The organism is Mesorhizobium sp. M1078, assembly GCF_040318615.1.
Classification (GTDB): Bacteria; Pseudomonadota; Alphaproteobacteria; order Rhizobiales; family Rhizobiaceae; genus Mesorhizobium.
On sequence record NZ_JAMYMP010000001.1, the window covers coordinates 116,704 to 142,284 of the forward strand.

General features: G+C 62.8%; 29 protein-coding genes. 17 read left to right on the plus strand and 12 right to left on the minus strand.

Annotated features, from left to right (window positions below; translation table 11 throughout):
- Window positions 1-139: 139 nt before the first annotated feature.
- Window positions 140-565, plus strand: a complete 426-nt coding sequence (locus tag NKH38_RS00615; RefSeq protein WP_023672020.1) for a BA14K family protein — start codon at window positions 140-142, stop codon at window positions 563-565.
- A gap of 68 nt (window positions 566-633) precedes the next feature.
- Here the strand turns inward: NKH38_RS00615 and NKH38_RS00620 are convergent, their stop codons facing one another.
- The 3 genes from NKH38_RS00620 to NKH38_RS00630 form a co-directional block, all read right to left on the minus strand.
- Window positions 634-1,272, minus strand: coding sequence for an MBL fold metallo-hydrolase (locus NKH38_RS00620; protein WP_352758423.1), 639 nt, complete (start codon window positions 1,270-1,272; stop codon window positions 634-636).
- 231 nt (window positions 1,273-1,503) lie between these two features.
- Window positions 1,504-1,818, minus strand: a complete 315-nt coding sequence (locus NKH38_RS00625; RefSeq protein WP_023686110.1) for a hypothetical protein — start codon at window positions 1,816-1,818, stop codon at window positions 1,504-1,506.
- Between the two features lie 145 nt (window positions 1,819-1,963).
- Entirely contained in the window at window positions 1,964-2,857 is an 894-nt protein-coding gene (locus NKH38_RS00630; RefSeq protein ID WP_023728237.1) for a branched-chain amino acid aminotransferase, read from the minus strand.
- A gap of 244 nt (window positions 2,858-3,101) precedes the next feature.
- On the opposite strand from NKH38_RS00630, the gene NKH38_RS00635 reads away from it, so the two are divergent.
- The 4 genes from NKH38_RS00635 (at window position 3,102) to NKH38_RS00650 (ending at window position 7,078) form a co-directional block, all read left to right on the plus strand.
- A complete protein-coding gene (locus tag NKH38_RS00635) occupies window positions 3,102-3,635 on the plus strand; it encodes a MarR family winged helix-turn-helix transcriptional regulator (RefSeq protein ID WP_023683723.1) in 534 nt (177 codons plus the stop codon).
- Window positions 3,622-4,341 (plus strand): response regulator, encoded by a 720-nt coding sequence (locus NKH38_RS00640; protein ID WP_023672025.1) that lies wholly within the window; start codon window positions 3,622-3,624, stop codon window positions 4,339-4,341. The genes NKH38_RS00635 and NKH38_RS00640 overlap by 14 nt, the downstream gene beginning before the upstream one ends.
- Before the next feature lie 76 nt (window positions 4,342-4,417).
- Window positions 4,418-5,833, plus strand: a complete 1,416-nt coding sequence (locus tag NKH38_RS00645; protein WP_352545767.1) for an ATP-binding protein — start codon at window positions 4,418-4,420, stop codon at window positions 5,831-5,833.
- Between the two features lie 222 nt (window positions 5,834-6,055).
- Window positions 6,056-7,078 carry a glycosyltransferase family 4 protein gene (locus tag NKH38_RS00650; protein WP_352758426.1) on the plus strand — a complete coding sequence of 341 codons (1,023 nt, stop codon included), beginning with the start codon at window positions 6,056-6,058 and terminating at the stop codon, window positions 7,076-7,078.
- 10 nt (window positions 7,079-7,088) lie between these two features.
- Here NKH38_RS00650 and NKH38_RS00655 read toward each other — a convergent pair whose 3' ends face one another.
- The 3 genes from NKH38_RS00655 to NKH38_RS00665 form a co-directional block, all read right to left on the minus strand.
- Complete coding sequence (locus tag NKH38_RS00655; RefSeq protein WP_023672028.1) at window positions 7,089-7,448, minus strand: tRNA-binding protein; 360 nt, start codon at window positions 7,446-7,448, stop codon at window positions 7,089-7,091.
- A 6-nt stretch (window positions 7,449-7,454) separates the two neighbouring features.
- Complete coding sequence (locus tag NKH38_RS00660) at window positions 7,455-7,955, minus strand: type III secretion system chaperone family protein (protein WP_006202532.1); 501 nt, start codon at window positions 7,953-7,955, stop codon at window positions 7,455-7,457.
- A 316-nt stretch (window positions 7,956-8,271) separates the two neighbouring features.
- On the minus strand, window positions 8,272-8,574 hold the full coding sequence (locus tag NKH38_RS00665; RefSeq protein ID WP_023672029.1) for an accessory factor UbiK family protein: 303 nt from the start codon (window positions 8,572-8,574) through the stop codon (window positions 8,272-8,274).
- 390 nt (window positions 8,575-8,964) lie between these two features.
- Between NKH38_RS00665 and NKH38_RS00670 the strand changes: the two genes are divergently transcribed.
- The 9 genes from NKH38_RS00670 (at window position 8,965) to NKH38_RS00710 (ending at window position 16,796) form a co-directional block, all read left to right on the plus strand.
- The gene (locus NKH38_RS00670; protein ID WP_023683720.1) at window positions 8,965-9,204 is read left to right on the plus strand and encodes a BrnA antitoxin family protein; all 240 of its coding nucleotides are present in this window, start codon (window positions 8,965-8,967) and stop codon (window positions 9,202-9,204) included.
- Window positions 9,205-9,307: 103 nt separating this feature from the next.
- On the plus strand, window positions 9,308-10,192 hold the full coding sequence (gene lgt / locus NKH38_RS00675; RefSeq protein ID WP_352758430.1) for a prolipoprotein diacylglyceryl transferase: 885 nt from the start codon (window positions 9,308-9,310) through the stop codon (window positions 10,190-10,192).
- Window positions 10,189-11,253 carry a class I SAM-dependent methyltransferase gene (locus NKH38_RS00680; RefSeq protein ID WP_352758432.1) on the plus strand — a complete coding sequence of 355 codons (1,065 nt, stop codon included), beginning with the start codon at window positions 10,189-10,191 and terminating at the stop codon, window positions 11,251-11,253. Before lgt ends, NKH38_RS00680 begins: the two co-directional genes overlap by 4 nt.
- A 151-nt stretch (window positions 11,254-11,404) precedes the next feature.
- On the plus strand, window positions 11,405-12,199 hold the full coding sequence (gene pgeF, locus NKH38_RS00685) for a peptidoglycan editing factor PgeF (protein ID WP_352758434.1): 795 nt from the start codon (window positions 11,405-11,407) through the stop codon (window positions 12,197-12,199).
- Window positions 12,199-13,350 (plus strand): M24 family metallopeptidase, encoded by a 1,152-nt coding sequence (locus tag NKH38_RS00690; protein WP_023683716.1) that lies wholly within the window; start codon window positions 12,199-12,201, stop codon window positions 13,348-13,350. Before pgeF ends, NKH38_RS00690 begins: the two co-directional genes overlap by 1 nt.
- Window positions 13,351-13,405: 55 nt before the next feature.
- Complete coding sequence (locus tag NKH38_RS00695; protein WP_023695795.1) at window positions 13,406-13,993, plus strand: hypothetical protein; 588 nt, start codon at window positions 13,406-13,408, stop codon at window positions 13,991-13,993.
- Window positions 13,994-14,134: 141 nt separating this feature from the next.
- Window positions 14,135-15,070 carry a ribose-phosphate pyrophosphokinase gene (locus tag NKH38_RS00700; RefSeq protein WP_023686119.1) on the plus strand — a complete coding sequence of 312 codons (936 nt, stop codon included), beginning with the start codon at window positions 14,135-14,137 and terminating at the stop codon, window positions 15,068-15,070.
- Between the two features lie 92 nt (window positions 15,071-15,162).
- Window positions 15,163-15,678 (plus strand): hypothetical protein, encoded by a 516-nt coding sequence (locus NKH38_RS00705; protein ID WP_023670049.1) that lies wholly within the window; start codon window positions 15,163-15,165, stop codon window positions 15,676-15,678.
- Window positions 15,679-15,824: 146 nt separating this feature from the next.
- Window positions 15,825-16,796 (plus strand): Bug family tripartite tricarboxylate transporter substrate binding protein, encoded by a 972-nt coding sequence (locus NKH38_RS00710; RefSeq protein WP_352758436.1) that lies wholly within the window; start codon window positions 15,825-15,827, stop codon window positions 16,794-16,796.
- A gap of 36 nt (window positions 16,797-16,832) precedes the next feature.
- Here the strand turns inward: NKH38_RS00710 and NKH38_RS00715 are convergent, their stop codons facing one another.
- On the minus strand, window positions 16,833-17,705 hold the full coding sequence (locus tag NKH38_RS00715; protein ID WP_023825359.1) for an AraC family transcriptional regulator: 873 nt from the start codon (window positions 17,703-17,705) through the stop codon (window positions 16,833-16,835).
- Between the two features lie 203 nt (window positions 17,706-17,908).
- Between NKH38_RS00715 and NKH38_RS00720 the strand changes: the two genes are divergently transcribed.
- Window positions 17,909-19,150 carry an MFS transporter gene (locus NKH38_RS00720; RefSeq protein WP_023741069.1) on the plus strand — a complete coding sequence of 414 codons (1,242 nt, stop codon included), beginning with the start codon at window positions 17,909-17,911 and terminating at the stop codon, window positions 19,148-19,150.
- Window positions 19,151-19,289: 139 nt separating this feature from the next.
- Window positions 19,290-20,204 carry an alpha/beta fold hydrolase gene (locus NKH38_RS00725; protein ID WP_023823413.1) on the plus strand — a complete coding sequence of 305 codons (915 nt, stop codon included), beginning with the start codon at window positions 19,290-19,292 and terminating at the stop codon, window positions 20,202-20,204.
- A 99-nt stretch (window positions 20,205-20,303) separates the two neighbouring features.
- Here NKH38_RS00725 and NKH38_RS00730 read toward each other — a convergent pair whose 3' ends face one another.
- Entirely contained in the window at window positions 20,304-21,146 is an 843-nt protein-coding gene (locus NKH38_RS00730) for an alpha/beta fold hydrolase (RefSeq protein WP_352758440.1), read from the minus strand.
- Between the two features lie 149 nt (window positions 21,147-21,295).
- Here NKH38_RS00730 and NKH38_RS00735 point away from each other — a divergent pair, with 149 nt between their 5' ends.
- Entirely contained in the window at window positions 21,296-21,727 is a 432-nt protein-coding gene (locus tag NKH38_RS00735) for a MarR family winged helix-turn-helix transcriptional regulator (protein WP_352758441.1), read from the plus strand.
- A gap of 22 nt (window positions 21,728-21,749) precedes the next feature.
- Here NKH38_RS00735 and NKH38_RS00740 read toward each other — a convergent pair whose 3' ends face one another.
- From NKH38_RS00740 to NKH38_RS00755, 4 genes are all read right to left on the minus strand, one after another.
- Window positions 21,750-22,511, minus strand: coding sequence for a glutamine amidotransferase (locus NKH38_RS00740; RefSeq protein WP_352758443.1), 762 nt, complete (start codon window positions 22,509-22,511; stop codon window positions 21,750-21,752).
- Window positions 22,512-22,590: 79 nt separating this feature from the next.
- On the minus strand, window positions 22,591-23,592 hold the full coding sequence (locus NKH38_RS00745; protein WP_352758445.1) for a rhamnose ABC transporter substrate-binding protein: 1,002 nt from the start codon (window positions 23,590-23,592) through the stop codon (window positions 22,591-22,593).
- Window positions 23,593-23,638: 46 nt separating this feature from the next.
- Window positions 23,639-24,628 carry an ABC transporter permease gene (locus NKH38_RS00750; protein WP_023691580.1) on the minus strand — a complete coding sequence of 330 codons (990 nt, stop codon included), beginning with the start codon at window positions 24,626-24,628 and terminating at the stop codon, window positions 23,639-23,641.
- On the minus strand, window positions 24,625-25,551 hold the full coding sequence (locus tag NKH38_RS00755; protein WP_352758448.1) for an ABC transporter permease: 927 nt from the start codon (window positions 25,549-25,551) through the stop codon (window positions 24,625-24,627). Before NKH38_RS00755 ends, NKH38_RS00750 begins: the two co-directional genes overlap by 4 nt.
- Window positions 25,552-25,581: the final 30 nt, after the last annotated feature.

Consider the following 25,581-nt stretch of genomic DNA (forward strand, 5'->3'; position numbering starts at 1 on the left):
CGCTTGGTTTTGCCGCAAGAACTGGATCGTATCAGCCAATTCCGTTCAGCCCCCGTTCAGCCACGGTCTTCTATTAATCGTCCCCCAGGCTGGACCGCATCCCCCGAAAACTATCCGGGCCGGCACGAAGGAGACCAAAATGAATCGCATTTTCAAGACCGCCATCCTGGGCGCCGCTCTCGCCGCGACCACCCTCGCCACCTTGCCTGCCGCCAATGCCAAGGACTGGAACCGCTGGCATCATGGCCATGGTCGTCATCATAATGGCGACGCGCTTGCGGCCGGTGTCGTCGGCCTTGCGGCCGGCGCTCTGATCGCCGGTGCGCTGAGCAACCCGCAGCCGCGCTACAGCAGCTATGACGACGACTATGACTATCGCGAAGTGCGGCCGGCGCCGGTGCGCCGTTACTATGCCGAACCGCGGGTCGTCTATGCCGACCGCTATGCCGAGCCGTGGACCCGCGACTGGTACGAATACTGCTCGGACCGCTACCGGAGCTTCAATGCCCGCAGCGGCACGTTCACCGGCAATGACGGTGAGCAGCATTTCTGCGTCGCGAATTGACGCTTCCCTGCCCCAAAAAAAGCGCTGACCGCAAGGCCAGCGCTTTTTTTGTTGGCAGAAAGACATCGCTAAGTCAGGAAGGGATTGGTCCGCCTTTCCTCGCCAAAGCGGCCACCCGGGCCGTGGCCGCAGATGAAACCGATCTCGTCACCGAGCGGCAAAAGCTTGTTCTTGATCGAGGCGATCAGCGCAGCATGGTCGCCGCCCGGCAGGTCGGTGCGCCCGACCGAGCCGCGAAACAGCACATCGCCGACATGGGCGAACTTCGCCGCGCGGTTGTAGTATACGACATGGCCAGGCGCATGGCCGGGGCAATGCAGCACCTCGAATATATGTGAGCCGAACGAAACCGTCTCGCCCTCGCTGAGGAACCGGTCGGGGACGCAGTTGCGCACCCCGGTAATGCCGTAGCGCTGGCCCTGGTTCTCGAGATTGTCGAGCAATAGCTTGTCGGCTTCGTGCGGGCCGACGATCTCGATGCCGAGTGCTTCCTTCAGCTCCATGGCGCCACCGGCGTGATCGATGTGGCCATGGGTGATCCAGATCGCAGCGGCGGTGATCGCATTGTCCTTCAGCACCGCCAGCACCTTGTCGATGTCGCCGCCCGGATCGACGACGACGCCATGCTTGTCATCCATGTCGAACAGGATGGTGCAGTTCTGCTGGAAAGGCGTGACCGGCACGATGCCGGCATTGAGCTGACCCATGATTGTCCTTTCGCTGTTCCAGCGTGATGTAGAGGCGTGGGCGAAGGCCGTCCACTGCTGAAAGGCAAACAGTCCGTCCTAAAACAGAAATGGGCGGCCCAACGGCCGCCCATTTGACGAAGCCTCAGTCTCAAGCAATTCCAGGAAAAGTGTAAAGCGGTTTTCCGTCCGGAATTGCGTAAAACAACAAACTAGATCATTCGCCGTGAAACGGTGAATGATCTAGTTGGCTTACTTCTTCATCGCGCCCATGACCGCACCGATGATGCCGGTCAGGATGGCGCCGCCGCCGGCGCCGCCGAGCAGGTTTTTGAGGTTCAGCGTATCGCCCAATCCGCCCGCTGCCGTGGCAGCCGCTGCCGGGTCGGCCGTGCCGCCGAGCAGGCTGCCGAGGATCGCCGCGCCGCCGACGCCGCCAACGGCGCCACCGATGATTTTGGTCAGCTGGCCCATCGCCGCATTCTTCAGCGCAACGCCGACCGCCTGACCACCGACAACACCTGCAATTACCTGTACAACGAGCGCAATGAGCGTATTCGTATCCATGAACCTAGTCCCTCCATAGCTGCCAGCCTCCCGGGCCGACACCATCATGAGACGCTGAATTATACGAAAGTCAAATGCACAGATGCTGAAATAAAGGGGCGGGCCTCAAAACCGCCCCTGCTTGCGAAAAAAGCTGTGACTTTCGTTATTCTGCGGCTATCGCATGCTTAGGTTGCACCGCAGCAGAATAGTCGTTCATCAAAGTCTTGGCGATCTCGCCGACCTCGAATCGGTACGGACCGATCTCTGAGACCGGCGTCACTTCCGCTGCCGTTCCGGTGAGGAAGCACTGTTCGAAGCCTTCGAGTTCCTCAGGCATGATGGCGCGCTCGACGACTTCAAGGCCGCGGTCCTTGGCGAGGCCGATGACGGTGCGGCGGGTGATGCCGTCGAGGAAGCAATCGGGCTTCGGCGTGTGGATCTTGCCATCCTTGACGAAGAAGATGTTGGCGCCCGTTGCTTCGGCGACCTGGCCGCGCCAGTCGAGCATCATGGCATCGGCATAGCCCTTGGCCTCGGCGGCATGCTTGGACATGGTGCAGATCATGTAGAGGCCGGCGGCTTTCGACTTCGACGGCGCGGTGCGCGGATCGGGCCGGCGCCATTCCGCCAGATCGAGACGGATGCCCTTGAGCTTCTGCGCCGGGTCGAAATAGCTCGGCCATTGCCAGATGGCGATGGCGCAGTTGATGCGGCTGTTCTGCGCCGACACCCCCATCTGTTCGCTGCCGCGCCAGGCGATCGGCCTGACATAGGCGTCCTGGAAACCCTGCTTCTTCAGAAGCGTGGTCGAGGCGTCATTGAGCTCGGCCACGGAATAGGGAATATTGAAGCCGAGCAGGCGCGCTGATTCATGCAGACGCTCGTTGTGCTCATTGAGCTTGAAGATGGCACCGCCATAGGCGCGCTCGCCCTCGAAGACGGCGCTGGCATAGTGGAGGCCGTGGGTCAGCACGTGGATCTTGGCGTCGGCCCATTTGACGAACTCGCCGTTGATCCAGATGAAGCCGTCCAGTTGGTCGAAGGGAACGGATGCCATGGAAACCTCCCGCGGGCGGCGACCCGCATATCATTGGTGTTGTTTTTGGTGCGCGACAGCCGCGTCGGGCGGCCCTTGAAGCGTAAGCGGAGAATCGAACTCTGGCAAACTCAGGAAGTTCCGGAAAAACTGCACTCCCTTGCCTTTTCGTTCGCAATCCGCCCAAAAGCTTGCCAAAAATTACCATTGCAGGGAAATTACGTCAATAGTACTGACATAATTTCCCTCTATGGACGGAGAAATGATGACGGATCGAAGCCCAGCTGCCGGAAAACCGATCAAGACGCCTATCACCGACGAAGACGGCATCGACTTCGCCATCATCGAACTGTTCTTCTTTGCCTATCGCGATTTCACTTCCGATCCCGACCAGATCCTGGCCGATTACGGCTTTGGCCGCGCCCATCACCGGGTGCTGCATTTCGTCAACCGCCGGCCGGGACTGACGGTCGCTGAACTGCTCGACGTGCTCAAGATCACCAAGCAGAGCCTGGCGCGGGTGCTCAAGCAGTTGATCGACACCGACCATATCGTGCAATTGCAGGGTCCGCGCGACCGCCGCCAGCGGGAGCTCTATCCGACAGCCAAGGGGCGCGCCCTGGCGCTGGCCCTGGCGCGGCCACAGTCACGCCGCATCCGTGCTGCATTGGAAGATTCCGGAGCCAGCGAGCGTCCCTTGATCGAACGATTCCTGGAAGCCATGGTCAATCCGGAACTAAGGGCGCAGATCGACATTGTGCCTGCAAACATGTCAGGGAAAAGCCATGGAGACCATTGAGAGGGTGGACCAGCCGACGGCGCCGGACGATGACGCGCCGCATCTGCTTGTGGTCGACGACGACACCCGCATTCGCAATTTGCTCAAGCAGTATCTGACCGAAAACGGTTTTCGCGTCACAGTCGCCGGAAATGCCGGCGAGGCCAGGCGAAAGCTCGCCGGACTCGACTTCGACCTCCTTGTCCTCGACGTCATGATGCCCGGAGAGACCGGCGTCGACCTCACCAAGGCGCTGCGGGCGGAGAAGAACGTGCCGATCCTGATGCTCACCGCGCTATCGGAAACCGACAGCCGCATCACCGGGCTCGAGGCCGGGGCCGACGACTATCTGCCCAAGCCCTTCGACCCGCGCGAGCTGATCCTGCGCATAAACAACATCCTGCGCCGTGGCGGCCCGGCGACGACGCCCAAGGTCGAGCAGCTGGTCTTCGGCCCCTACACCTTCCAGATCGCCAGGCGCGAGCTGAAGCGGGGCGGCGAGGCGCTGAAGCTGACCGACCGCGAGCAGGAGATCCTGGCGATCTTTGCCGCGCGGGCCGGCGAAACGATCCCGCGCCATGAACTTGTCGGCGACGATTCGGAAGTCGGCGAGCGCACCATCGACGTTCAGATCAACCGGCTGCGCCGCAAGATCGAGCGCGATCCGTCCAATCCGGTCTGGCTGCAGACGGTGCGCGGTATTGGGTATCGGCTCAGCGTGGAATAGAATGCCGCTGACGGCCGCCCTTTGGCCATAGATATGTGGCCATCGACCAGCGGCCATTGACCCAGCGGAAGGATAAATGGCGACCACGCAACTGGAACGGCCGGAACAGGGCGGCTTTGGCGCGCGCGTATCACGCGCGCTGAAAGCAATGCCGCGTGCCTGGAAGCGGTTCTGGCGGCTGGTTGCGTTCTATATGCCCAAGCGGCTTTATGCCCGCTCGCTGATCATCGTCATCGCGCCGATGATCCTTCTGCAGTCGGTCGTCGCCTTCGACTTCATGGAACGCCACTGGGCAACCGTGACGCAGCGCTTGTCGCAGGCCACCGTGCGGGACATCGCCGCGATCATCGACATGATCGAGACCTATCCGCACGATGGCGACTACGCGAACATCATCCGCATCGCCCAGGACCGCATGCAGTTGAAGGTCGACCTCTTGCCGCCCGACCCGTTGCCGGCGCCTGGACCCAAGCCCTTCTTCTCGATCCTTGACGACGTCCTTTCCACCGAGATCACCCGCCAGATCAACCGCCCGTTCTGGATCGACACGGTCGGCAATTCCAACATCGTCGAGGTCCGCATCCAGCTCGAGGGCAAGGTGCTGCGCGTCTTCGTGCGCCGCAGCCAGGCCTATGCCTCCAACACCCACATCTTCCTGATCTGGATGGTCGGGACGTCACTGGTGCTGCTGACGATTGCCATCCCCTTCCTTCGCAACCAGATCCGGCCGATCCTGTCTCTGGCCGAGGCCGCCGAAAGCTTCGGCAAGGGCCGGCCGATGCCGCGCGATTTCCGCCCACGCGGCGCCGAGGAGGTTCGCCGGGCCGGCTTTGCCTTCATCCAGATGCGCGAGCGCATCGAACGCCAGCTGGAACAGCGCACCGCCATGCTGACCGGCGTCAGCCACGATCTCAGAACCATCCTCACCCGCTTCAAGCTGCAGCTGGCGCTGGCCGGCGGCAAGCCCGAGACCAAGGCCGCGCTCAACCAGGACATCGACGACATGCAGTCGATGCTGGAAGGCTATATCGCCTTTGCCCGCGGCGAAGCGTCGGAAGATGCCGGCCATTTCGATCTTGAGGCCTATTTCCAAAAGCTCGGCGACGAGGCGTCGCTGCACAAGCGCAAGCTATCGACCGTGCTTGCCGGTGATCCGGACGTGCATGTGCGCCCGCACGCTTTCGCCCGGCTGTTGTCCAATGTCGCCGGCAATGCCTTGCGCTATGCCAAGACGGTGGAGATCAGCGCCGATCACGGCCGCGGCTCACTCGTCGTCACCATCGACGATGACGGTCCGGGCATTCCGCTGGAAAAGCGCGAGGACGTGTTCAAACCGTTCGTGCGGCTCGACGAAGCGCGCAACCTCGACGCCAGCGGCACCGGCCTTGGCCTCTCCATCGCCCGCGACATCGCCCGCAGCCATGGCGGCGACATCACGCTGGAAGACAGCCCGCTCGGCGGCCTGCGGGCGGTGATCAAGGTGCCCGCCTGACCAAAGCATGATCTGGAAGGCGGGCTCGGCCAAAAACCACCTTCATCCGCCCGTCATGAAACCATGGTCAAGAGCGCGCATGAAGCGCGCGACCTCAGTTGATTCGGCTCAGCCGCCTTACTTCGACCTCGTGCCTGCCCGGGTGCGGTGGAGCGAAGCGAGGGCAGCCGGGCCGTACCGCTATCGCATCAAGGCAACCGTCGATCCGAGCAAAGGACCGCCATGCGCATCCTGATGGTCACCGACGCCTGGCGGCCGCAAGTCAACGGCGTCGTCCACACGCTGGAGCGGCTCACCGAAACGCTGAAAACCTTCGACGTTGCGGTCGACTTCCTGACCCCGAACATCTTTCGCACCTTGCCGTTGCCGACCTACCCCGACATCAGGCTGGCGCTGACCACGCCCGGTCATGTCGCGCGGCTGATCGAGGCTCGCAAGGCCGACCATATCCATATCGTCACCGAAGGCCCGCTCGGCATCATGGCGCGGCGCTATTGCCGCAATGCCGGCCGTCCCTTCACCACCAGCTATCACACCCGCTTTCCCGAATATCTCAGCGCCCGCCTGCCGGTGCCGGAGAGCTGGGCCTATCGCTGGCTGCGTGATTTCCACAATTCGGGACAAGGCACGCTGGTCGCCACCCAGTCGCTGGCGGAGGACCTTGCGTCGCGAGGCTTCACCAAGCTCAGGCCGTGGACGCGGGGCGTCGACACCGATCACTTCCGCCCGGACAAGAAGAAGGACCTCGGCTTTCCCGGCCCGGTATTCCTGTGCGTCGGCCGCGTCGCCATCGAGAAGAACCTGAGCGCCTTCCTCGATCTCGACCTGCCCGGCAGCAAGGTGATCGTCGGCGAAGGACCGGAACTGGCCAGGCTCAGGGCGAAGTACCCGCAGGCGCACTTCCTCGGCCATCGCCCGAACGATGAGCTGGCCGAGATCTACGCCTCGGCTGATGTTTTCGTTTTCCCCAGCCGCACCGACACGTTCGGCAACGTCATCATCGAGGCGCTGGCCAGCGGCACGCCGGTGGCCGCCTATCCGGTCACCGGACCGATCGACATTGTCGGCGACGGCATCGGCGGCGCGGTGTCGACCGATCTGCGCGAGGCCTCGCTCGCAGCGCTCAATGTCGACCGCGCCGAGGCGCGCGAACGCGCCATGCGCTACAGCTGGAAAGCCTGCGCCGAAATGTTCATGGACACGGTCGAAGACGCGCTGAGCACAAGGCGCAAGCTGGCCGCCTGACGCAATCTTCCTAAAACAACCTGCCGCCGTCCGGCACCTTGCGCTCGATGGCGCCAAGGACCACGGCGCCTTCCTCATCAGGGAAGCCGAGCGTGAGCACTTCCGACATGAACGGACCGATCTGGCGCGGCGGGAAATTCACCACCGCAAACACCTGCCGTCCCACCAGCGTTTCCGGCGCATAGTATTTCGTGATCTGTGCCGAGGATTTCTTCACGCCGATCTCAGGGCCGAAATCGATCTTCAGCTTGAACGCGGGTTTGCGCGCCTCGGGAAAAGGCTCGGCCTCGACGATCGTGCCGGCACGGATGTCGACACGATCAAAATCGGCAAAGCTGATCTCGGGCTTGCGCGCGCTGCTCGAACTCATGGAAGCTCAAGCGTTGCCATAGGTCTCGAACAGGACGCCGGCCAGCGCATCCTTGGCCGAGGTTCCCGACCAGACAACGAACTGGAAGGCCTGGAAATAGCACTCGCAGGCTTCAAGCGCCGACGACAAAAGCACCTCGACCTGCTGGCTCGACGGTTCGACCCCGCCGGCAAGCAGCAGCGACTGGCGAAACATGATCGCGCCCTCCTGCTCCCAGAGATCGAAATGGCCAAACAGCATCTGCTCGTTGATCAGCGACAACAGCCGCATCACTTCCAGCGCGCGGGCTTCCGGCACCTTGATGTCGAAAGCACAGGCCAGATGCAGCGCCTCGAAATCCTCCATCCATGAGAAGGAGACGTGATAGTCGGTCCAGCTGCCGGCAACCGAGATCGAGATTTCGTCATCGCCGGCCCGTTCGAAGGACCAGTCATTGTTATGGGCGACCTGCTCGATGACATCCACCGGATGGATTTCGCGGGAGAATTCGAGTTCGAGAAGTTCCATGGAATGCTTCCTGTGTTCAGGGGAGCGCCACACGCTCCGCGGGGCACACACGACGAACAATCTTGTCTTGAACTCGGACGGCCAGGACTTCACGACACAAAAACCCCGGACCGGACCCCACCGCCCGGCCGCATGACCCTGCTCCGAATCATGCAACAAATTCAGTCTATTGATCGGGAGTCGCGTGAACAGCCTAATTTTTCGCACTGCGTCATCAGCATGTGGAAAGGCGCTGTCACAAAGATTCATGCATCGCCGGTAAACGATTCACGGCAAAGCATTTTTTCGGATTGTGCTTTGTGGAAAAGTTCAAATTTTATTTTTTTGCTTTGGGCTTTGCCGCAGCCACAGGTGCGGCCTGTCCGGTCAATTCGGCAAGCCTGGCCTCGAGCGCATCGATGCGGGCGGCCAGCCTGGTGTTTTCTTCGCGGGCCTTGGCAGCCATGTCGCGGGCAGCCTCGAACTCCTCGCGCTGCACCACATCCATGGTGTTGAGGATGCGCTCGGCCTGCCCCTTGAAGGCAGTCTCCACCTCGCGGCGCACGCCTTGTGCGGCACCCGCGGCATCGGTCATCAGCTTGGCGAATTCATCGAGAATGCGGTTCGGTCCGGTCGACATGGCAAATCCTCGCTTGCTGGAATTGACGTAGTGGCACTGCCTGCGGAATGCAAGAACGTTGAAGCGGCTTCATGTCGGACGCGATTTGGCTCACGGTCCGGCCGACAGATTGCCATTATCGCAAATGGATTCGTGGAACGACGGTTGCCGTGACGGACAGTGCGGACTTGGAGAAGCGCTTTGCAGCACTCGATGCAGCACTCGCAAAGGGCATTTCGGATGCCAGTGCGGGCCGGGTCTAGCCTGGCGACGAGGTGCTGGACAGGCTTGAAGCCAAATACAGGGCAATGGCAGAGAGAACCACGTGAAGTTACTGGTCTTCACAGACCAGCGGCCTAGTTTTCCTCACGACTTGCTCAGGCAAGAGTCACTCTCATTCAGGATCAACCAATGGCAACGCCCCCGCGCCGACCGACCAATCCGATGGAAGCCGCTGAAGCGGCCTTCAAGCCGGTCAAGAAACCCGCGCCTCCCATTCGCGAACCCTCCGCCGCACCAAACGTTCGCGAGCTTGTCTCGATCAGGATCGATCGCGCCGTGCTCGACCATTTCCAGGAAGATGGCCCCGGCTGGCAAGACAGGATCAACGATGCGCTCAGGCAATTGGTCGCCGGCAAGCCGCAGGGTTGAGCCCGTTATCTCTGACGATCAGGCTGCCGTCACCTTGCCTTGACCCCGCCAAAACCCTGCCGCATGGTCCGCGCCCTAACGCGAGCCCTCCCGGGAGATCCTGTTGAACGACTATTTCCTGCTGCCGATGGCGTCGCTGTCCTTCCCCAACATCGACCCGATCCTGGTTCAGATCGGCCCGCTGGCGGTGCACTGGTACGGCATCGGCTATATCGTCGGCATCCTGTTCGCCTGGTGGAACGCCAAGCGGCTCGTCACCAACACAAGGCTGTGGCCTGATGGCGTCTTGCCGATGAAGCCGATCGACCTCGACGATTTCATCGTCTGGGCTGCCGTCGGCGTCGTGCTTGGCGGCCGCACCGGCTATGTGCTGTTCTACGATTTAAAGCGCTATATCGACCACCCGCTCGACATCTTCGCCGTCTGGCAGGGCGGCATGTCGTTCCATGGCGGCCTGCTTGGGGTCATCCTCGCCATGACGCTGTTTTCCCTCAAGCGCGGCATCCGCACCTGGACACTGTTCGACGTGGTGGCAGCCGGCGTGCCGGTCGGGCTCGGCCTCGTCCGCATCGCGAACTTCGTCAATGCCGAACTCTGGGGTCGCGTGACCGACGTGTCGTGGGGCGTCGTCTTCTGCAACGAGCGTCTCCAGCAGACCGTGGCGGGTTGTGTCGCGGGCCTGGAGCCTCGCCATCCGAGCCAGCTCTACGAAGCGCTGCTCGAGGGCGCGGTGCTGTTCCTGGTCCTGCGCTTCCTCACCCATTCGCGGCTGAAGCTGAAGACGCCGCGCTTTGTCGGCGGCGCCTTCATTTGCGGCTACGGCCTGTCACGCATCTTCGTCGAGTTCTTCCGCGAGCCCGACCAGCAGCTCGGCTACCTCCTCGGCGGCTGGCTCACCATGGGCATGGTGCTGTCGCTGCCGATGGTGCTGGCCGGTATCTGGGCGATGGCCACAGCCAAACCGGCGCCGCAACCACAGCCGGCATGACACGGCTGAAGACCCGCATCGTCGACCTGATCGGCGCGCTCGGCCCCCTCCCCGTCAACGAGTACATGGCGCTCTGCCTGTTCGATCCCAGCGACGGCTACTACACCACGCGCGAGCCGTTCGGTGCCGCCGGCGACTTCGTCACCGCACCCGAGATCAGCCAGATGTTCGGCGAACTCGTCACCGTCTGGCTCTATCAGGCCTGGCTGGCGATCGGCCGCCCCCTGCCGGTCACCATCGCGGAGATCGGGCCTGGCCGCGGCACGCTGATGAAGGACATGCTTCGCACCCTGACGCGGCTCGATCCGGCTATCGCCGCCGGAGCCTCCTTCGCTCTGGTCGAGACCAGTCCGCGGCTGACTGAAATCCAGAAGCAGATGCTTGCCGAAACTTCGGTTGAGCTCGGCTGGCACAAAAACATCGCCACACTACCGCAGGCGCCGTTGCTGATTGTCGGCAACGAATTGTTCGACGCTGTGCCGATCCGCCAGTTCATCCGCGCCGGCGCCGGCTGGCGCGAACGGGTGATCGGCCTCGACGTCTCAGACGAGTTGAGCTTCTTCGCCGGCGCCGGCTCGGTCGAGGCGACGCTGCTGCCGGAAGACGCCGCCGAGGCGCCACAAGGCTCTATTTTCGAAATAGCACCGGCCCGCGCGGCACTGATGGCGACCATTGTCGAACGCATAGCCGACCACGGCGGCGCCGGGCTGTTCCCTGATTACGGCCATCTCCAGCCCGGTTTCGGCGACACATTGCAGGCCGTGCGCAGACACGCCCCAGAAGATGTGCTGGCCAATCCCGGCGAAGCCGATCTCACCGCCCATGTCGACTTCGCGGCACTGGCCGCCGTCGTGCGGGCACATGGCCTCGATGTGGAATTGGCGACGCAGGGCGACTTTCTGCTTGGCATGGGATTGCTTGAGCGAGCTGGCCAGTTGGGCAGCCAGGCAAGCCAAGAGGCACGACAAACCATTGCCGATGCTGTCGAGCGCCTGGCCGGATCCGACGGCATGGGCACGCTGTTCAAAATCCTGAAAATCCTGCCGCATCAGCCAGTCTGACCCTCAGAGATCGTTACAAGCCGTCCCGCGACGCCGCCTATGGTCGCATGCCTGCTTTTGGCCAATGCAAAGTCGACGCGGCAGCACTGTCGCAATCACTCGGCCGAACTTCGCCTTGACGAAAACGCCGGCGCGGACAACAAACCCATCCATGCTGAATCAGACCAAACCGGATCCTGTTCGCTCGCCGCTGCTGGAAGCGGCCAAGCCGCGAGGTATCCGCCATGGCTATTTCACCCGTATCGGCGGCGTCTCCGGCGGCATCTATCAGGGACTTAACATCGGCACCGGCTCGGATGACGATCAGATGCTGGTCGCCGAGAACCGCCGCCGCGTCGCTGCCTGGATGGGTGTGCCGGCCAGCCATCTCCTGACCGCGCATCAGGTCCACTCGCCCGATGTCGTTGTTGCCAGGGAACCCTTTCCCGGCCCGCGGCCCAAGGCCGACGCCATCGTCACCGACCGGCCGGGCATCGCCATCGGCGCCTCGACGGCCGATTGCGGCCCGGTGCTGTTCGCCGATGCGCAAGCGCGCATCATTGGCGCTGCACACACCGGCTGGAAGGGCGCTTTCACCGGTGTGCTTGAAAACACCATTGCCGCGATGGAAAGCCTCGGCGCCCGCCGTGAGCGCATCATTGCGGTTCTCGGTCCTTCGATCGGCCCCGACAATTACGAGGTCGGGCCGGAATTCGTCGCCCGTTTCGTCGAAGCCGATGCCGAAAACATCGGCTATTTCGCGCCTTCGGCCAATCCGGCGCATGCAATGTTCGATCTCAACCTCTATACGGTCGACCGGCTGAAGAAGGCTGGCGTGACCGCGCAGGGGCTTGGCCGCTGCACCTATGCCGAGGAGGATCTCTTCTTTTCCTACCGGCGCGCGACGCATCGCAAGGAACCGGACTACGGTCGGCAGGTTTCGGCAATTGTTTTGGAGAACGGATAATGGCGCTGCATTTCGAACGGTCGGAATTTGACGCCCGGCGTGACCGGTTGATGATCGAGATGACGGAAAAGAAGCTCGATGCTGTACTGCTTTTCGCCCAGGAGAGCATGTACTGGCTAACCGGCTACGACACGTTCGGCTTCTGTTTCTTCCAGTGCCTGGTTGTGAAGGCTGACGGCTCGATGGTGCTGCTCACCCGCTCGGCCGATTTGCGCCAGGCGCGCCACACATCGATCATCGACAACATCGTGCTGTGGACCGACCGCGACGGCGCCAACCCGGCGGTCGACCTGCGCAACCTGCTCAACGACCTCAATCTCCTCGGCGCCCGCATCGGCGTCGAATACGACACCCATGGCCTGACCGCCTTCAATGGCCGCCGCGTCGACGAGCAGCTGCAGACCTTCGGCCAGATCGCCGACGCCTCCGGTATTGTCGGCCGTCTGCGCCTGTTCAAGAGCCCGGCTGAAATCGCCAAGGCCGAAAAGGCCGCCAACCTTTCCGACGACGCGCTCGACGCGGCCCTGCCGCTGATCAAGCAGGGCGGCGACGAAGCGCTGATCCTTGCCGCCATGCAGGGCGCGGTGTTTGCCGGCGGCGGCGACTATCCGGCCAATGAATTCATCATCGGCTCGGGCATCGACGCGCTGCTCTGCCGCTACAAGGCCGGGCGCCGCAAGCTGACCAAGAACGATCAGCTGACGCTCGAATGGGCCGGCGTGTTCCATCACTATCACGCGCCGATGATGCGCACCGTGCTGACCGGCAAGGCGTCGAAGCGTCATCAGGAGCTGTTCGACGCCGCCCGCGCGGCTCTTCTGGCGGTCGAGAAGGCGATGACGCCCGGCAACACCTTCGGCGACGTCTTCGACGCGCATGCCCGCACGCTGGAGGCGCACAGCCTGACCAAGCATCGGTTGAATGCCTGCGGCTATTCCGTCGGCGCCCGCTTCACCCCGTCCTGGATGGACATGCCGATGTTCTACCAGGGCAATCCCGAGCCGATCGCGCCCAACATGACATTGTTCGCGCACATGATCATCATGGACTCCGAAACCGAGACGGCGATGACGCTTGGCCGCACCTACCTGACCACCGAATCCCAGCCGAAGCCGCTTTCACGCCATGATCTCGACTTGATCGTACAGTGAATCCATAATGGTTGGTCCACGCGGGGGCGTTCACGACTAAGGAGTTTTCGGGCAGATGAGACGATCGCATGTGACGACCGTGTCATTGCTCGCAGCGCTTGTGCTAGCCGCTTGCACCAACGCCAAGGACGTCCTTGAGCCGTCCGCCATCACGCCGCCGGCAGCCTCGGCTCAGCCCTTGGCTGCCCCGGGCATTGCGCCCGCCGCCACACCAGCGCCGGCCGTCGGCGCCACGACACCCGCCAACCCCGCGCAGAGCGCCGCCGCTTTGTCGAAGACCCGGCTGCAGATCGCGCCGATCGTCGGCGCCTCGGTGGAAGCGGCAACGCCGCTGACGGCCGAACTGCAGACACGCGCCAAGCAGCGCGGCATCACCCTTGCCGGCAGCGCCGACCAAGCCGCCACCCATGTGCTGAAGGGCTACTTCTCGACGATGACGGAAGGCAAGGACACCACCGTTATCTATGTCTGGGACGTCTATGACCCCGCCGGCAACCGGCTACACCGCATCAATGGCCAGCAGAAGGCGCCCTCGGTCAATGCCGCCGAAGGCTGGCCCGCGGTTGCACCCGCTACCATGCAGGCGGTCGCCGACCAGACGATCGACCAGTTCGCGGCCTGGCTCGGCGGCAGCGCCGGCTGATCCGCCTGTTACCGGCTTCCGTTCACTGTTGACGTTTTTGAGATTAGCCGGCGGATTCCCGTCAACGAGGCTTGCAATACCGGCACGGCTCGCTACAAGCCCGATTAAGAGGACCTCCCCATCCTTCGCCAGGAACGGTGCATGAAGCTTTTCGCGGGCAATTCCAACCGGGTGCTGGCCGAAGCGGTCGCCCGCTATCTCAATGTCCCGCTGGGCAAGGCCAGCGTCAGACGCTTCGCCGATCAGGAAATCTTCGTCGAAATCCAGGAAAACGTGCGCGGCGAGGATGTCTTCATCCTGCAGTCGACCTCGTTCCCGACCAACGATCATCTGATGGAACTGCTCATCATGATCGATGCCTTCATGCGCTCCTCGGCCAAGCGCATCACCGCGGTCATCCCATATTTCGGTTACGCCAGGCAGGATCGCCGGGCCTCGGGCCGCACACCGATCTCGGCGAAGCTGGTCGCCAACATGATCACCCGCGCCGGCGTCGACCGCGTCTTGACGCTCGACCTCCATGCCGGCCAGATCCAGGGTTTTTTCGACATTCCGACCGACAATCTGTTCTCGGTGCCGGTGATGGCCCGTGACGTGAAGGCAAAATACAAACAGCTTGCCAATGTCGTCGTCGTCTCGCCCGACATCGGCGGCGTGGTGCGCGCCCGCGCGCTCGCCAAACGCTTCGACGCACAACTGGCCATCGTCGACAAGCGCCGCGAACGTCCCGGTGAATCCGAAGTGATGAACATCATCGGCGCGGTCGCCGGCAAGGATTGCCTGCTGATCGACGACATCGTCGATTCCGGCGGCACGCTGTGCAACGCCGCCGATGCGCTGCTCGCCAACGGCGCTACCAGCGTCACCGCCTATATCACCCACGGCGTGCTGTCGGGCGGTGCGGTCGCCCGCATCAGCGGCTCGAAGCTGCAGGAACTGGTGATCACCGATTCCATCCAGCCGACGCAAGGCGTGCTCGACGCCCCGAATATCCGCGTCATCTCCATCGCCGACCTGATGGGCGAGGCGATTTCGCGCACAGCGACCGAAGAGTCCGTGTCGAGCCTGTTCGATTAATCCATGTTGCCCAAAAGCGTGCCCCCGGGCCTGGCTCGGGGGTAATCTCGTTTTTGGAATCTGCCCCAAACCGTCGTGAAAGGAGCCAGCTGATGCGCAATCGAATCAAGGCTGCAGGCATCGCAGGAATGCTTCTCGCAATCGGCATCGCCAGCGCGGCCTATGCGCCGACAATCGCTCCGGTTTCGACCGCGCAGGCGCAAACGGAATATCTTCCCACCGAAAAGGATTTCATCGGCAAATGGAGCATCGCAGGGTCCGCAATCCGGCCACCGCGTGATCTGAAAGAGCCGGCGAAGCCCGACCAGGAAGCGGCTGCGACCGAATTTCAGCAGACTGTGACCGCCTTTTATGGCGCCTTCGACTATCTGGAGATCACGGCGGACGGCCGCTACAATTTTCACCAACCGGGTGACCCGGCATCGGGGCCTTGCGTCTGGTGCGGGACATGGTCGTTCAAGAACGATTCCGTGTGGCTCGAACTGGACACGGCACCCAGGCTCGACATCTACACCGAGGGCGGCGACATGCAGATGACCTACACGGCCGAGCCTGAAGAGACGTCACGATACAAATGGCTTGTTTTCAGCTGGACCAAGGCTGATTGAACTGAGGGGTGAGGCGTTCTCGCGCACGCCAACCGAAGCATCGGTGTCAAGCCCGATCTCCTGAGGCGGGCAGTCAGTCCATGGTTGCATTGTGCGAGGAGTTCACCATGGCCATACTGCCCCTCCAATCAACGGAGGAGTAGCAGATGCGGCGTAGGACTTTGCTCGGGCTCGCGGTTTCCATTGCAGCCACCCTTTCAGTACCGGCGGCCTGGGCCGCCGATTTTCCGGACCGGACCATCACCATGGTTGTCCCCTTTTCCGCCGGTGGCTCGACGGATCTGGTCGCGCGCCTGGTCGCCAACAAGATGTCCGAAAAGCTGGGCCAGCAGATTGTCGTCGAAAATGTCGGCGGCGCCGGGGGCAGCATCGGCGCTGCCCAGGTCGCCCGAGCCGAACCGGACGGCTACACGATCCTGATGGGCACGGTTGCCACACACGCTCTCAACCCGCTGATCCTGAAAACAAAGCCCTACGATGCGGAGAAGGATTTTGCGCCGGTATCGTTGCTCGTCCTGGTGCCGAACGTCCTGGTCGTGAACCCTGAATTCCCCGCCAAGGACGTCAAGGAACTGATCGAGCTGCTGAAGAAGGATCCGGACAAATACGCCTATGCCTCATCCGGCAACGGCACCCCGCTGCATCTCTCGGGCGAGCTTTTCAAGACGATGGCCGGCGTCAGCATGCAGCACATTCCCTACAAGGGCGCCGGACCGGCCTTGAACGACGTTATCGGCAATCAGGTGCCGATGATGTTCGACAACCTCCCCTCTTCATCGGGCCATATCAAGAGTGGGACGCTGAGGGCTCTCGGCGTTACCACCAAGGAGCGCGTCCCCTCCTTCCCCGACGTGCCGGCCATTGCCGAAACCATTCCTGGCTATGAAACCTACAGCTGGAACGCTCTGTTCGCGCCCGCAGGCACGCCGCCGGAGGTCGTCGCCGTTCTTCAGAAGGCGGCAGTTGAAGCCCTGAAAGACCCTGATGTGATCGCCCGCATGGCCCAGTTCAGCGCCTCGATCGTGGCCTCCACCCCGGAAGAGCTTGGAGCGCATGTGAAGGCCGAACTCGCCAAATGGGAACCGATCGTCAAGGCCAGCGGCGTTCAGCTGGACTAGGGCCTACGACAAAGTGGCTGCGGGCTTTTCCTGGCGCTACGGCGCCGGGGCCTCAAGCCGAGGCTGAGCCCGCCGCATGCCTTCGTCGCGGGCGCCGCGCATATAGCCGCGCGGCGAGGCGCCGAGCATGCGCTTGAACATGGTTATGAATGCCGGCACGCTGTCATAACCGAGGTCGAGCGCCACCCTGGTGATCGGCTCGCCGTCGGCGAGCCTGGGAAGTGCCGCGAACAGGCAGGCCTGCTGGCGCCATGTCGACAAGGACAGTCCGGTCTGGCGGTGGAAGGCACGGGTGAAGGAGCGCCGGCTCATCCCCGCGGCATCGGCCCACTCGTCGATCGTGGCATGCGGCGACGGCGCCGCCACGAAGCGTCGGCAGAGCGCCGCCAGCCTGGGATCAGACGGGAACGGCAGGCCGAGCGGCCGTTCCGGCAAGGTCGGGATCTCGTGCAGCAAGAGGTTCATGATCAACCCGCCGCGGCCTTCCAGTTCGCCGCCTTGCGGCAGCTTTTCCGATTCGACGATCAGGCTGTGCATCAGCTCGGTGATGCCGACGACGCGCAAACCTTCCGGCAGGCCCGGGATCGCGCCCGGCATGACATAGACCGAGCGCATCGAGACATCGCCCAGCATTTCGACGGAATGCTCGGTGCCGGCCGGTATCCACATTGCGTGGTCGGGTGGCACCATCCAGCGCCCGTACCTGGTCGTCACCAGCACGACACCGACCAGCGCATGCAGCAACTGGCTGCGGCTGTGGCGGTGTTGCGGAACGTGGTAGCCGTCGGGATATTCGGTCGGCAAAGCCACCGCCGGCCCGGAAACCTCCTCCAGCCACTGCCAGCGGCTTTCGTGCAATCGGCCGAGATCGGCATTGCCGGCCCGGAAGATATCCCTGCGATGTGGCATCGGCTATGGCCCACTTGCGAAACTATTGGACCAAACCACGAAAGAAGTCGCCTCGCAAGCAGCTTATAAGGCAGCCATCCCCAAGGCGCTCCGCGGGGGCGTCGCCCCATGCGCTTCAGACGAGCGTCCTTAAGGCGGTCCGCGGGAGCGGCCACCAAGCCTGCCCGCGGGCAAACACCCGCCAAAAGACCTCGGAGCCTGCCTTGACCGATACAGCCACCAGCATTGCACCGCAGCCAAGCGCCAGCCTCCCTTCAGCCCAAGCGACCGCCTTCACCGTCATTCTGGCGGTGAGCTTTTGCCACGGCATCAACGACATCATGCAATCGCTGCTGCCGGCGATCTATCCGCTGCTGAAAGAGAATTACGGTCTCGATTTCTGGCAGATCGGTCTTCTGACCTTCACCTTCCAGGTCACGGCGTCGCTGCTGCAGCCGGTCATCGGCATGATCACCGACAAGCGGCCAATGCCCTATTCGCTGCCCTACGGCATGGCGTCCTCGCTGATTGGCCTGATCGTTCTGGCCTATGCCGGCCACTATGCGCTGCTTCTGGTCGGCGCCTCGCTGATCGGAATCGGCTCGGCGATCTTCCATCCGGAATCCTCGCGCATTGCCCGCTTTGCCTCCGGCGGCCGCTTTGGCCTGGCGCAATCTTTGTTCCAGGTCGGCGGCAATTTCGGCCAGTCGATGGGGCCGCTGCTCGCTGCCTTCATCGTTGTGCCCTTCGGCCAGACCAGCATTTCATGGTTCGCCGTCGGGTCTCTGATCGGCATCATCGTTTTGTCGCGGGTCGGCGGCTGGTACAGCCGGATGCGCGCCGCGCAGGGCAATCGCAAGGCGGCAAGCTTCGTCTCCCCCTTCCCGCGCAAGAAGGTGATGGGAGCGCTGGCAGTGCTGACGCTGCTGGTGCTGACCAAGAATGCCTACATCGCCTCGCTCTCCAGCTACTACACCTTCTATTCCATCCATAAGTTCGGCGTGTCGGTGCAGATGAGCCAGGTCATGCTGTTCCTGTTCCTCGGCGCCTCGGCGCTGGGCATCCTGCTCGGCGGACCGTTCGGCGACCGCTACGGCCAGAAGGCGATGATCTGGTTCTCGATCGTCGGCGTGCTGCCGTTCACGCTGGCGCTGCCCTACGCCAATTTCGAATGGACGATGGTGCTGACGGTGCTGATCGGCCTGATCCTGTCCTCGGCCTTCTCCAACATCGTGGTGTTTGCGCAGGAGTTGGTGCCGGGACGTGTCGGCACCATCGCCGGGATCTTCTTCGGCTTCGCCTTCGGCATGGGCGGCATTGCAGCCGCCGTGCTCGGCGTCGTCGCCGACATGAAGGGCATCGATTTCGTCTTCCAGATCTGCTCGTATCTGCCGCTGCTCGGCCTGCTGACGGTGTTCCTGCCCAACATGAAGGAAGCCAGGAAGGCGCAAGCGGCGGCCAGATAAAACCGGTCGATTTTGCGGATTTGACGCAGGGCGCGGCATTGCTGCCCTCTGTGATTCTTTCACCATGCGCTGGTTGAAAAGCCTGCTAGAGATAGTCATCAACGAAGGCTTGGGGCCTTCGACGTCTCTGGGGGATGACATGCGCAAGATCGTATTGGCCGTATTGGGTGTGCTTCTTGTTACCTTGCCGGCGACGGCACGCATCGTTCCCTTTCCGCCGGGTTTCAAGACGCAGTCCGTCGAAACCAACGGCACCAAACTCTATGTGCGCGTTGGCGGCAAGGGTCCCGCCGTCGTGCTGCTGCACGGCTTTGCCGATACCGGAGACATGTGGGGCGCCGCGGCCATCGCCCTCGCAAAGGACCACACCGTCATCGTGCCGGACCTGCGCGGCATGGGTCTGTCGGCCCACCCGGAAGCGGGCTACGCCAAGAAGAACCAGGCCGTCGACATCGCCGGCGTGTTGGATGCCCTGAAGATCGACAAGGCAGATCTCGTCACCCACGATATCGGCAACATGGTCGGCTATGCGCTCGCCGCTCAGTATCCCAAGCGCATCACCAAATGGGTTATCATCGACGCGCCGCTGCCCGGCATAGGCGACTGGGAAAAGATCAAGCAAAGCCCGCTGCTTTGGCACTTCAACTTCCGCGGCCCTGATATGGAGCGGCTGGTCGCGGGGCGCGAGCGCATCTATCTCGACCGCTTCTACAACGAGCTGTCGGCTGACCCCAAGAAGATCGACGAGGCGACGCGCAGGCACTACGCCAAACTCTATGCCCGCCCGCATGCGATGCATGACGCTTTCGAGCAGTTCAAGGCGTTTGACCAGGACGCGATCGACAACCAGGCGATGCTTGCCGCCGGCGGCAAACTGACCATGCCGCTACTGGCTGTCGGCGGTGAAAAATCCGCTGGCACTACGCAGGCCGATCTCCTGCGGCTTGTTGCGACCGATGTAACGAGCGGCATCGTGCCCGACTCCGGTCACTGGATCATGGAGGAAAATCCCGACGCGACCGTCAAGCTGATCACTGGTTTTCTCGATAAATAAGGCACCGCCTCGCTGACATTTCGATGAAAGCAAAGGCACCCGCCCGGCGGCGGGTGCCTTGCTTATCCGACTGGACGATGTCTATTCAACTGAACGGTTCTACGCCTTGAAGAAGGCCAGGAGGTCGGCATTGATGACATCGGCATGGGTCGTCGCCATGCCGTGCGGGAAGCCCTTGTAGACCTTGAGCTCGCCCTTTTTGAGCAGCTTGACAGCCAGCAGCGCGGAGTCGGCGATCGGAACGATCTGGTCGTCGTCGCCATGCATCACCAGCACCGGCACGTCGATGGCCTTCAGATCGTCGGTGAAGTCGGTTTCCGAGAACGCCTTGATGCAATCATAATGCGCCTTGGTGCCGCCCATCATGCCCTGGCGCCACCAATTCTCGACGACAGCCTGCGACACCTGGGCGCCGGGGCGGTTGAAGCCGTAGAACGGGCCGGCCGCAACATCGTGGAAAAACTGGGCGCGGTTGCCTGCCTGGGCGGAGCGGAAACCGTCGAAAACCTCGATCGGCAGGCCGCCGGGATTGGCCGCCGTCTTCAGCATGATCGGCGGCACCGCGCCGAGCAATGCGGCCTTGGCGACACGGCCACCGGAGCCGTACTTCGCGACATAACGGGCCACTTCGCCGCCACCGGTGGAATGGCCGACATGGATGGCGTCTCTGAGGTCGAGATGCGCCGCAAGTTCCGCGACATCGGCGGCATACGTATCCATCTCGTTGCCGGTATCGGTCTGGGTCGAGCGGCCATGGCCGCGCCGGTCATGGGCAATGACGCGGTAGCCCTTGGAAAGGAAGAACAGCATCTGGGCGTCCCAGTCGTCGCTGCTCAGCGGCCAGCCGTGATGGAAGACGATGGGTTGTCCCGTTCCCCAATCCTTGTAGAAAATTTCGGTGCCGTCCTTGGTGGTGATCGTGCTGCTGCCGGGCTTGGTCATCTCGCTCTCCATTGATTGCTTCCGCGATAATCAATATCGCGATAACCATAAGATTAGCGCAGGTCCAAATCCTTGTCTACAGAAAAATATATCGCGATATCATTTTTCGTGGTACATATTGACGTGCTCAGTCGGCAAAGGAATGCCTCGTGCCTCTCCCGTTGGACAACCAGCTCTGCTTCACGCTTTACGCCACCAGCATGGCAATCAATCGCACCTACAAGCCCATGCTGGACGAGATGGGCATCACCTATCCGCAATACCTCGTGCTGAACGCACTTGCCGAAGCCGGCGGGATGTCGGTCGGCTCGATTGCGCACAGGCTCGCTTTGGAATCGAGCACCATCACGCCGCTGGTGAAGCGCATGGAACAGGCCGGTCTCGTCACCCGCCAGCGCAGCCAGACGGACGAGCGCCAAGTGCAGGTCGACCTGACGCCTGCCGGCCGCGCGCTGCTCGTCCAGTGCAACTGCCTCAACGAAACCCTGATCGAACGCTCGGGCATGACGATGGCTGAACTCGATGCCTTGAATCGGCGGATCCAGGCGCTGCGCGAAGCGTTGAGCAGCAAGCCGGACTAGCTGCCCTACAAACACGCCAGGCTTAATCCTTGCCGGCCAGCCAGCGCACGACGTTGCCCATCAGCTTGCCGTAGAGCGGCCATCCCAAAAAGTCCTGCGACAGCCAGTGTGGGCCGATGTCGGTCGCCCACGCGACGGTGCGGCCACGGCCATGCTCACGAACCGCAAGCAGCGGCCAGTCCGTGCCGCGATACTGGCAGGTCGCCAGAAGCTGGGACGAGCCGTCGCGCCTGAAATCGAGTTTGTTCATGCCGAGGATCGGCGGCAACGGACCCGCGACACCGGCAAGGATCGGATGCGACGCCTGAAGGATCGACGGCTGCAGGCCTTGCGGCACTTCCAGCCCGTCCGAGAATGGCAGGCAGCGCACGGGCAGCACGTCCTCGACCGGGGTGTCGTGGAAACGCGCCGTGCCGAACAGGCCTTGGAACCCCATATAGCCGCCGGCCAGCATCAGCCCGCCGCCGCCTTCGACATAGGCCTTGAGGACGTCGAGGCGGTTGACGCCGATGCGCCCGGCGCGGGCCTCCGGCGTGACCAGCAAGGTCAGCGCGCCGACATCGGAGATCACCACCGCCTGGTATTCGGCCAGCGCGTCGAGGTCATACGGAAATTCGGCCGCACAGCGATCGCCACCGATCTGCGTCACCGCTATGCGCTCTGCGGCAAGGGCGGCATTGAAGGCCGTCGCGCCATTCACCCATGTCGCACTTGTCAGAACGTCGCCGCCGGCAGCGACCGACGTCGTCGCCGCGAAGGTCTCGCCTGCCAGCAAGAGTTTCATCGTCGCCCTCACGCTTTTCGACTGACAATTGAACGAGCGGGCGCCGGCTTGAACCGGCGCCCGCCGGGCCTTGGGAGGCTTAGAACTTAAACTCGGCCAGGTTTTCCGGCGTCACGATCTTGGCCGGGCCAAGGATCAGTTCGCCGCTGGCGCCGATCGTGTACTCGCCGAGCCTGCCTGCCGTGAACTTCTCACCTTCCTTGCCGGTGATCTTGCACTGCGCCAGCGCCTGGGCCGCCTGATAGGTCAGGTAGCCGAGATCGGTGACATTCCACCAGATATCCTGGGCAGCGCCATCCTTGATGTATTTCGAAATCAAAGTGGCCGGCGCAAGGCCGGTCAGCTTGACCTTGCCGATCATACCGGCTTCCTCGAGTGCGCGCGCGGCCGCCGGAAGGCCTATGCCTGCCGGCACGATGATCACCTTGAGATCCGGAAACGCCTGCACCAGCGCCAAGGCCTGCTGCTGGTTGACCTGCTCGCTCTCCTCGCCATAGGCGACCTGCACCAGTTTCATCTTGGCGTATTTCGGCTCTGCCGCCATCTTCGCCTTCATGAAGTCGATCCAGGCGTTCTGGTTGGTCGCCGTCGGCGTCGACGACAGGATGGCGAACTCGCCTTCGCCGCCGCTGAGGTTGAATGCGCTTTCCAGCATCATTTCGGCCAGACTGTCGCCCTTCACCTGGTTCACGAACACCGCGCGCGCATCGGCCGCGACGTCGGAATCGTACGAGATCACCCGGACGCCTTGCTGAACGGCGCGCTTCAGCGCAGGCGCAACGGCATTGGCGTCGTTGCCGGCGATAGCGATGACGCCGACCTTCTGCGACACAAGGCTGTTGATGAATTCGATCTGTGCCTCGGCCGTCGCCTGCGACGGGGCGACCTGGGTGGCGGTGCCGCCAATTTCCTTCGCCGCCTCTTCGGCGCCGCCGAAAGCCACCTTGAAGTAGGGATCGGTGTCGAGCTTGGGCAGGAAGCCGACGGTCACCGGTTCCTTGGCGCATTCCTGGCTGTAGGTCAGCGAGGCCGGCGCAAGCAGAACCGCGGATGCGAGCAGGGCTATTCTAAACGCTTTCATTGTGTCTCCTCCGTCAGAATTCGGGCTTGAAGAAAGGGGCCCGAGATCACCCCTTGGTTTCGCGCAGGACGCGCGATCTTGACAGCCGCTCCTCCAGGGAGCGCCAGTAATTGCCGACCAGCAGCGAGCCGATCAGAAGCAGGCCGATGATCATGCCTTGAGCGTCGCCGCCGATCTGGTTGAGCGCCAGCACATTTCGGATGATGGCGATCAACAGCAGCGCCAGCATGACCCCCGTGAGCCGCCCCTTACCACCGAAGACGCTGACGCCGCCGAGCAGCACGATGGTGATGACATCGAGCTCCATGCCGAGCGCATTGTTGGCGCGGGCGTTGGAGAGGCGCGCGGTGTAGACGATGCCGGCGATGGCTGCGACCATGCCCGAAACGACGAACAGCTTCAGCACCATTTTGCGCGTATCGATGCCGGAATAACGCGCCACTTCGGGGCTGCCGCCGAGCGCATAGATGCGCTTGCCGGTCGGCGTCTTCTGCAGCACCACCGCGAAGATCGGCGCCAGCAGCAGGAACGGCACGATGGTCCACGGGATTTGTGTGCCCGGCAGGTTGCTGATGCCGAAATCGACGACCGCCGGCGGCAATATGTTGACCGAACCGGTGCCGAGCAGGATGTAGCCAATGCCCCGATAGAGCGCCATGGTGCCGAGCGTCACCACCAGCGACTGCAGCCCCAGCCCTGAAACCAGATAGCCATTGAAGGCGCCGAGCAGGCCGCCGAAGACCAGCGTCAGCGGAATGGCCGCCAGCGTCGGCACGCCGCCCTGGACGAGCAGGCCAAACACCACGGATGTCAGCGCCAGCACCGAGGCGATCGACAGGTCGATCTCGCGGGTGATGATGAGCAGCGTCATCGGCAGGATCAGCAACGCCTTTTCCGAGGCGCTCGCCGCCAGCTGAGAAAGGTTAAAGCCGGAAACGAAATTCGGCACGAAGACCGCCGCATAGACGAAGACAGCGAGGCAGGCGGTCGCCAGCAGCAGATCCCAGAAGTCGATCGAGCGGATAAACTTTTTCATCTCGCCCTCGCCTGTCTTGCCTGTTCGGCACGCCGCGCGATGAAGGTGTCGATGCCGATGGCAACCAGGATCACCAGGCCATAGACGCCCTGCAGCCAGAGCGGGTCGACACGCACCAGCGTCAGCCCGTTCTTGATGACCAAGAGCGTGAGCGCGCCAAGGATGATGCCGAGCAGCGTGCCCGAGCCGCCGCGGATGGCGACGCCGCCGACCACCGCAGAGGCGATCACCGTGAGTTCGAAGCCGAGCGCGACGCGGGCATCGATGGTGGCATAGCGCGAAGCCCACAGGGCGCCGCACAGGCCGCCTAGCAGGCCGGCCATGCCGAAGGCCAGCAGGATGCGCCGGTCGACCGGAATGCCGATCAGCCTTGCGCCGTCCGGGTTGGAACCGGTGGCAAACAGCTCGCGCCCGGTTGCGGTGCGATAGAGCAGCACATAGCCGGCGCACAGGATGACAATAGCGATGATGACGATCAGCGGCACGCCTGCGATCTTCAGCCCGGTCATGTCGAGCCAGGCTTGCGTGACTTCGTCGGCGCTGACCTGGTCGCCCGCCGCCCAGATCGAGTTGAAACCGCGGAAGATCGACATCGAAGCCAGCGTAACGACGATGGCCGGGATCTTTCCCCTGGTAACGACAAGGCCGTTGAGCAGTCCGGCAAAGCCGCCGACGGCGCAGGCGGTGATCAGGCCGATGCCGATGTCCAATCCGGGATAGGCCTGAACCATGCTGGCCGCCATATAGGCGGAGAGGCCGATCACAGCTGCGATCGACAGGTCGATGTTGCGGGTGATCAGCACCAGCATCTGCGCCAGTGCGGCGACAATCAGCAAGGCCGCGTCCATCGACACAGCGGTGAGGTTCGCCGCGCTCACCATGCGCGGGTTGATGATGGTGACCGGAATGGCGACGGCGAGCATCGCCGCAAGCAGGCCGAATTCCCGCCGCTT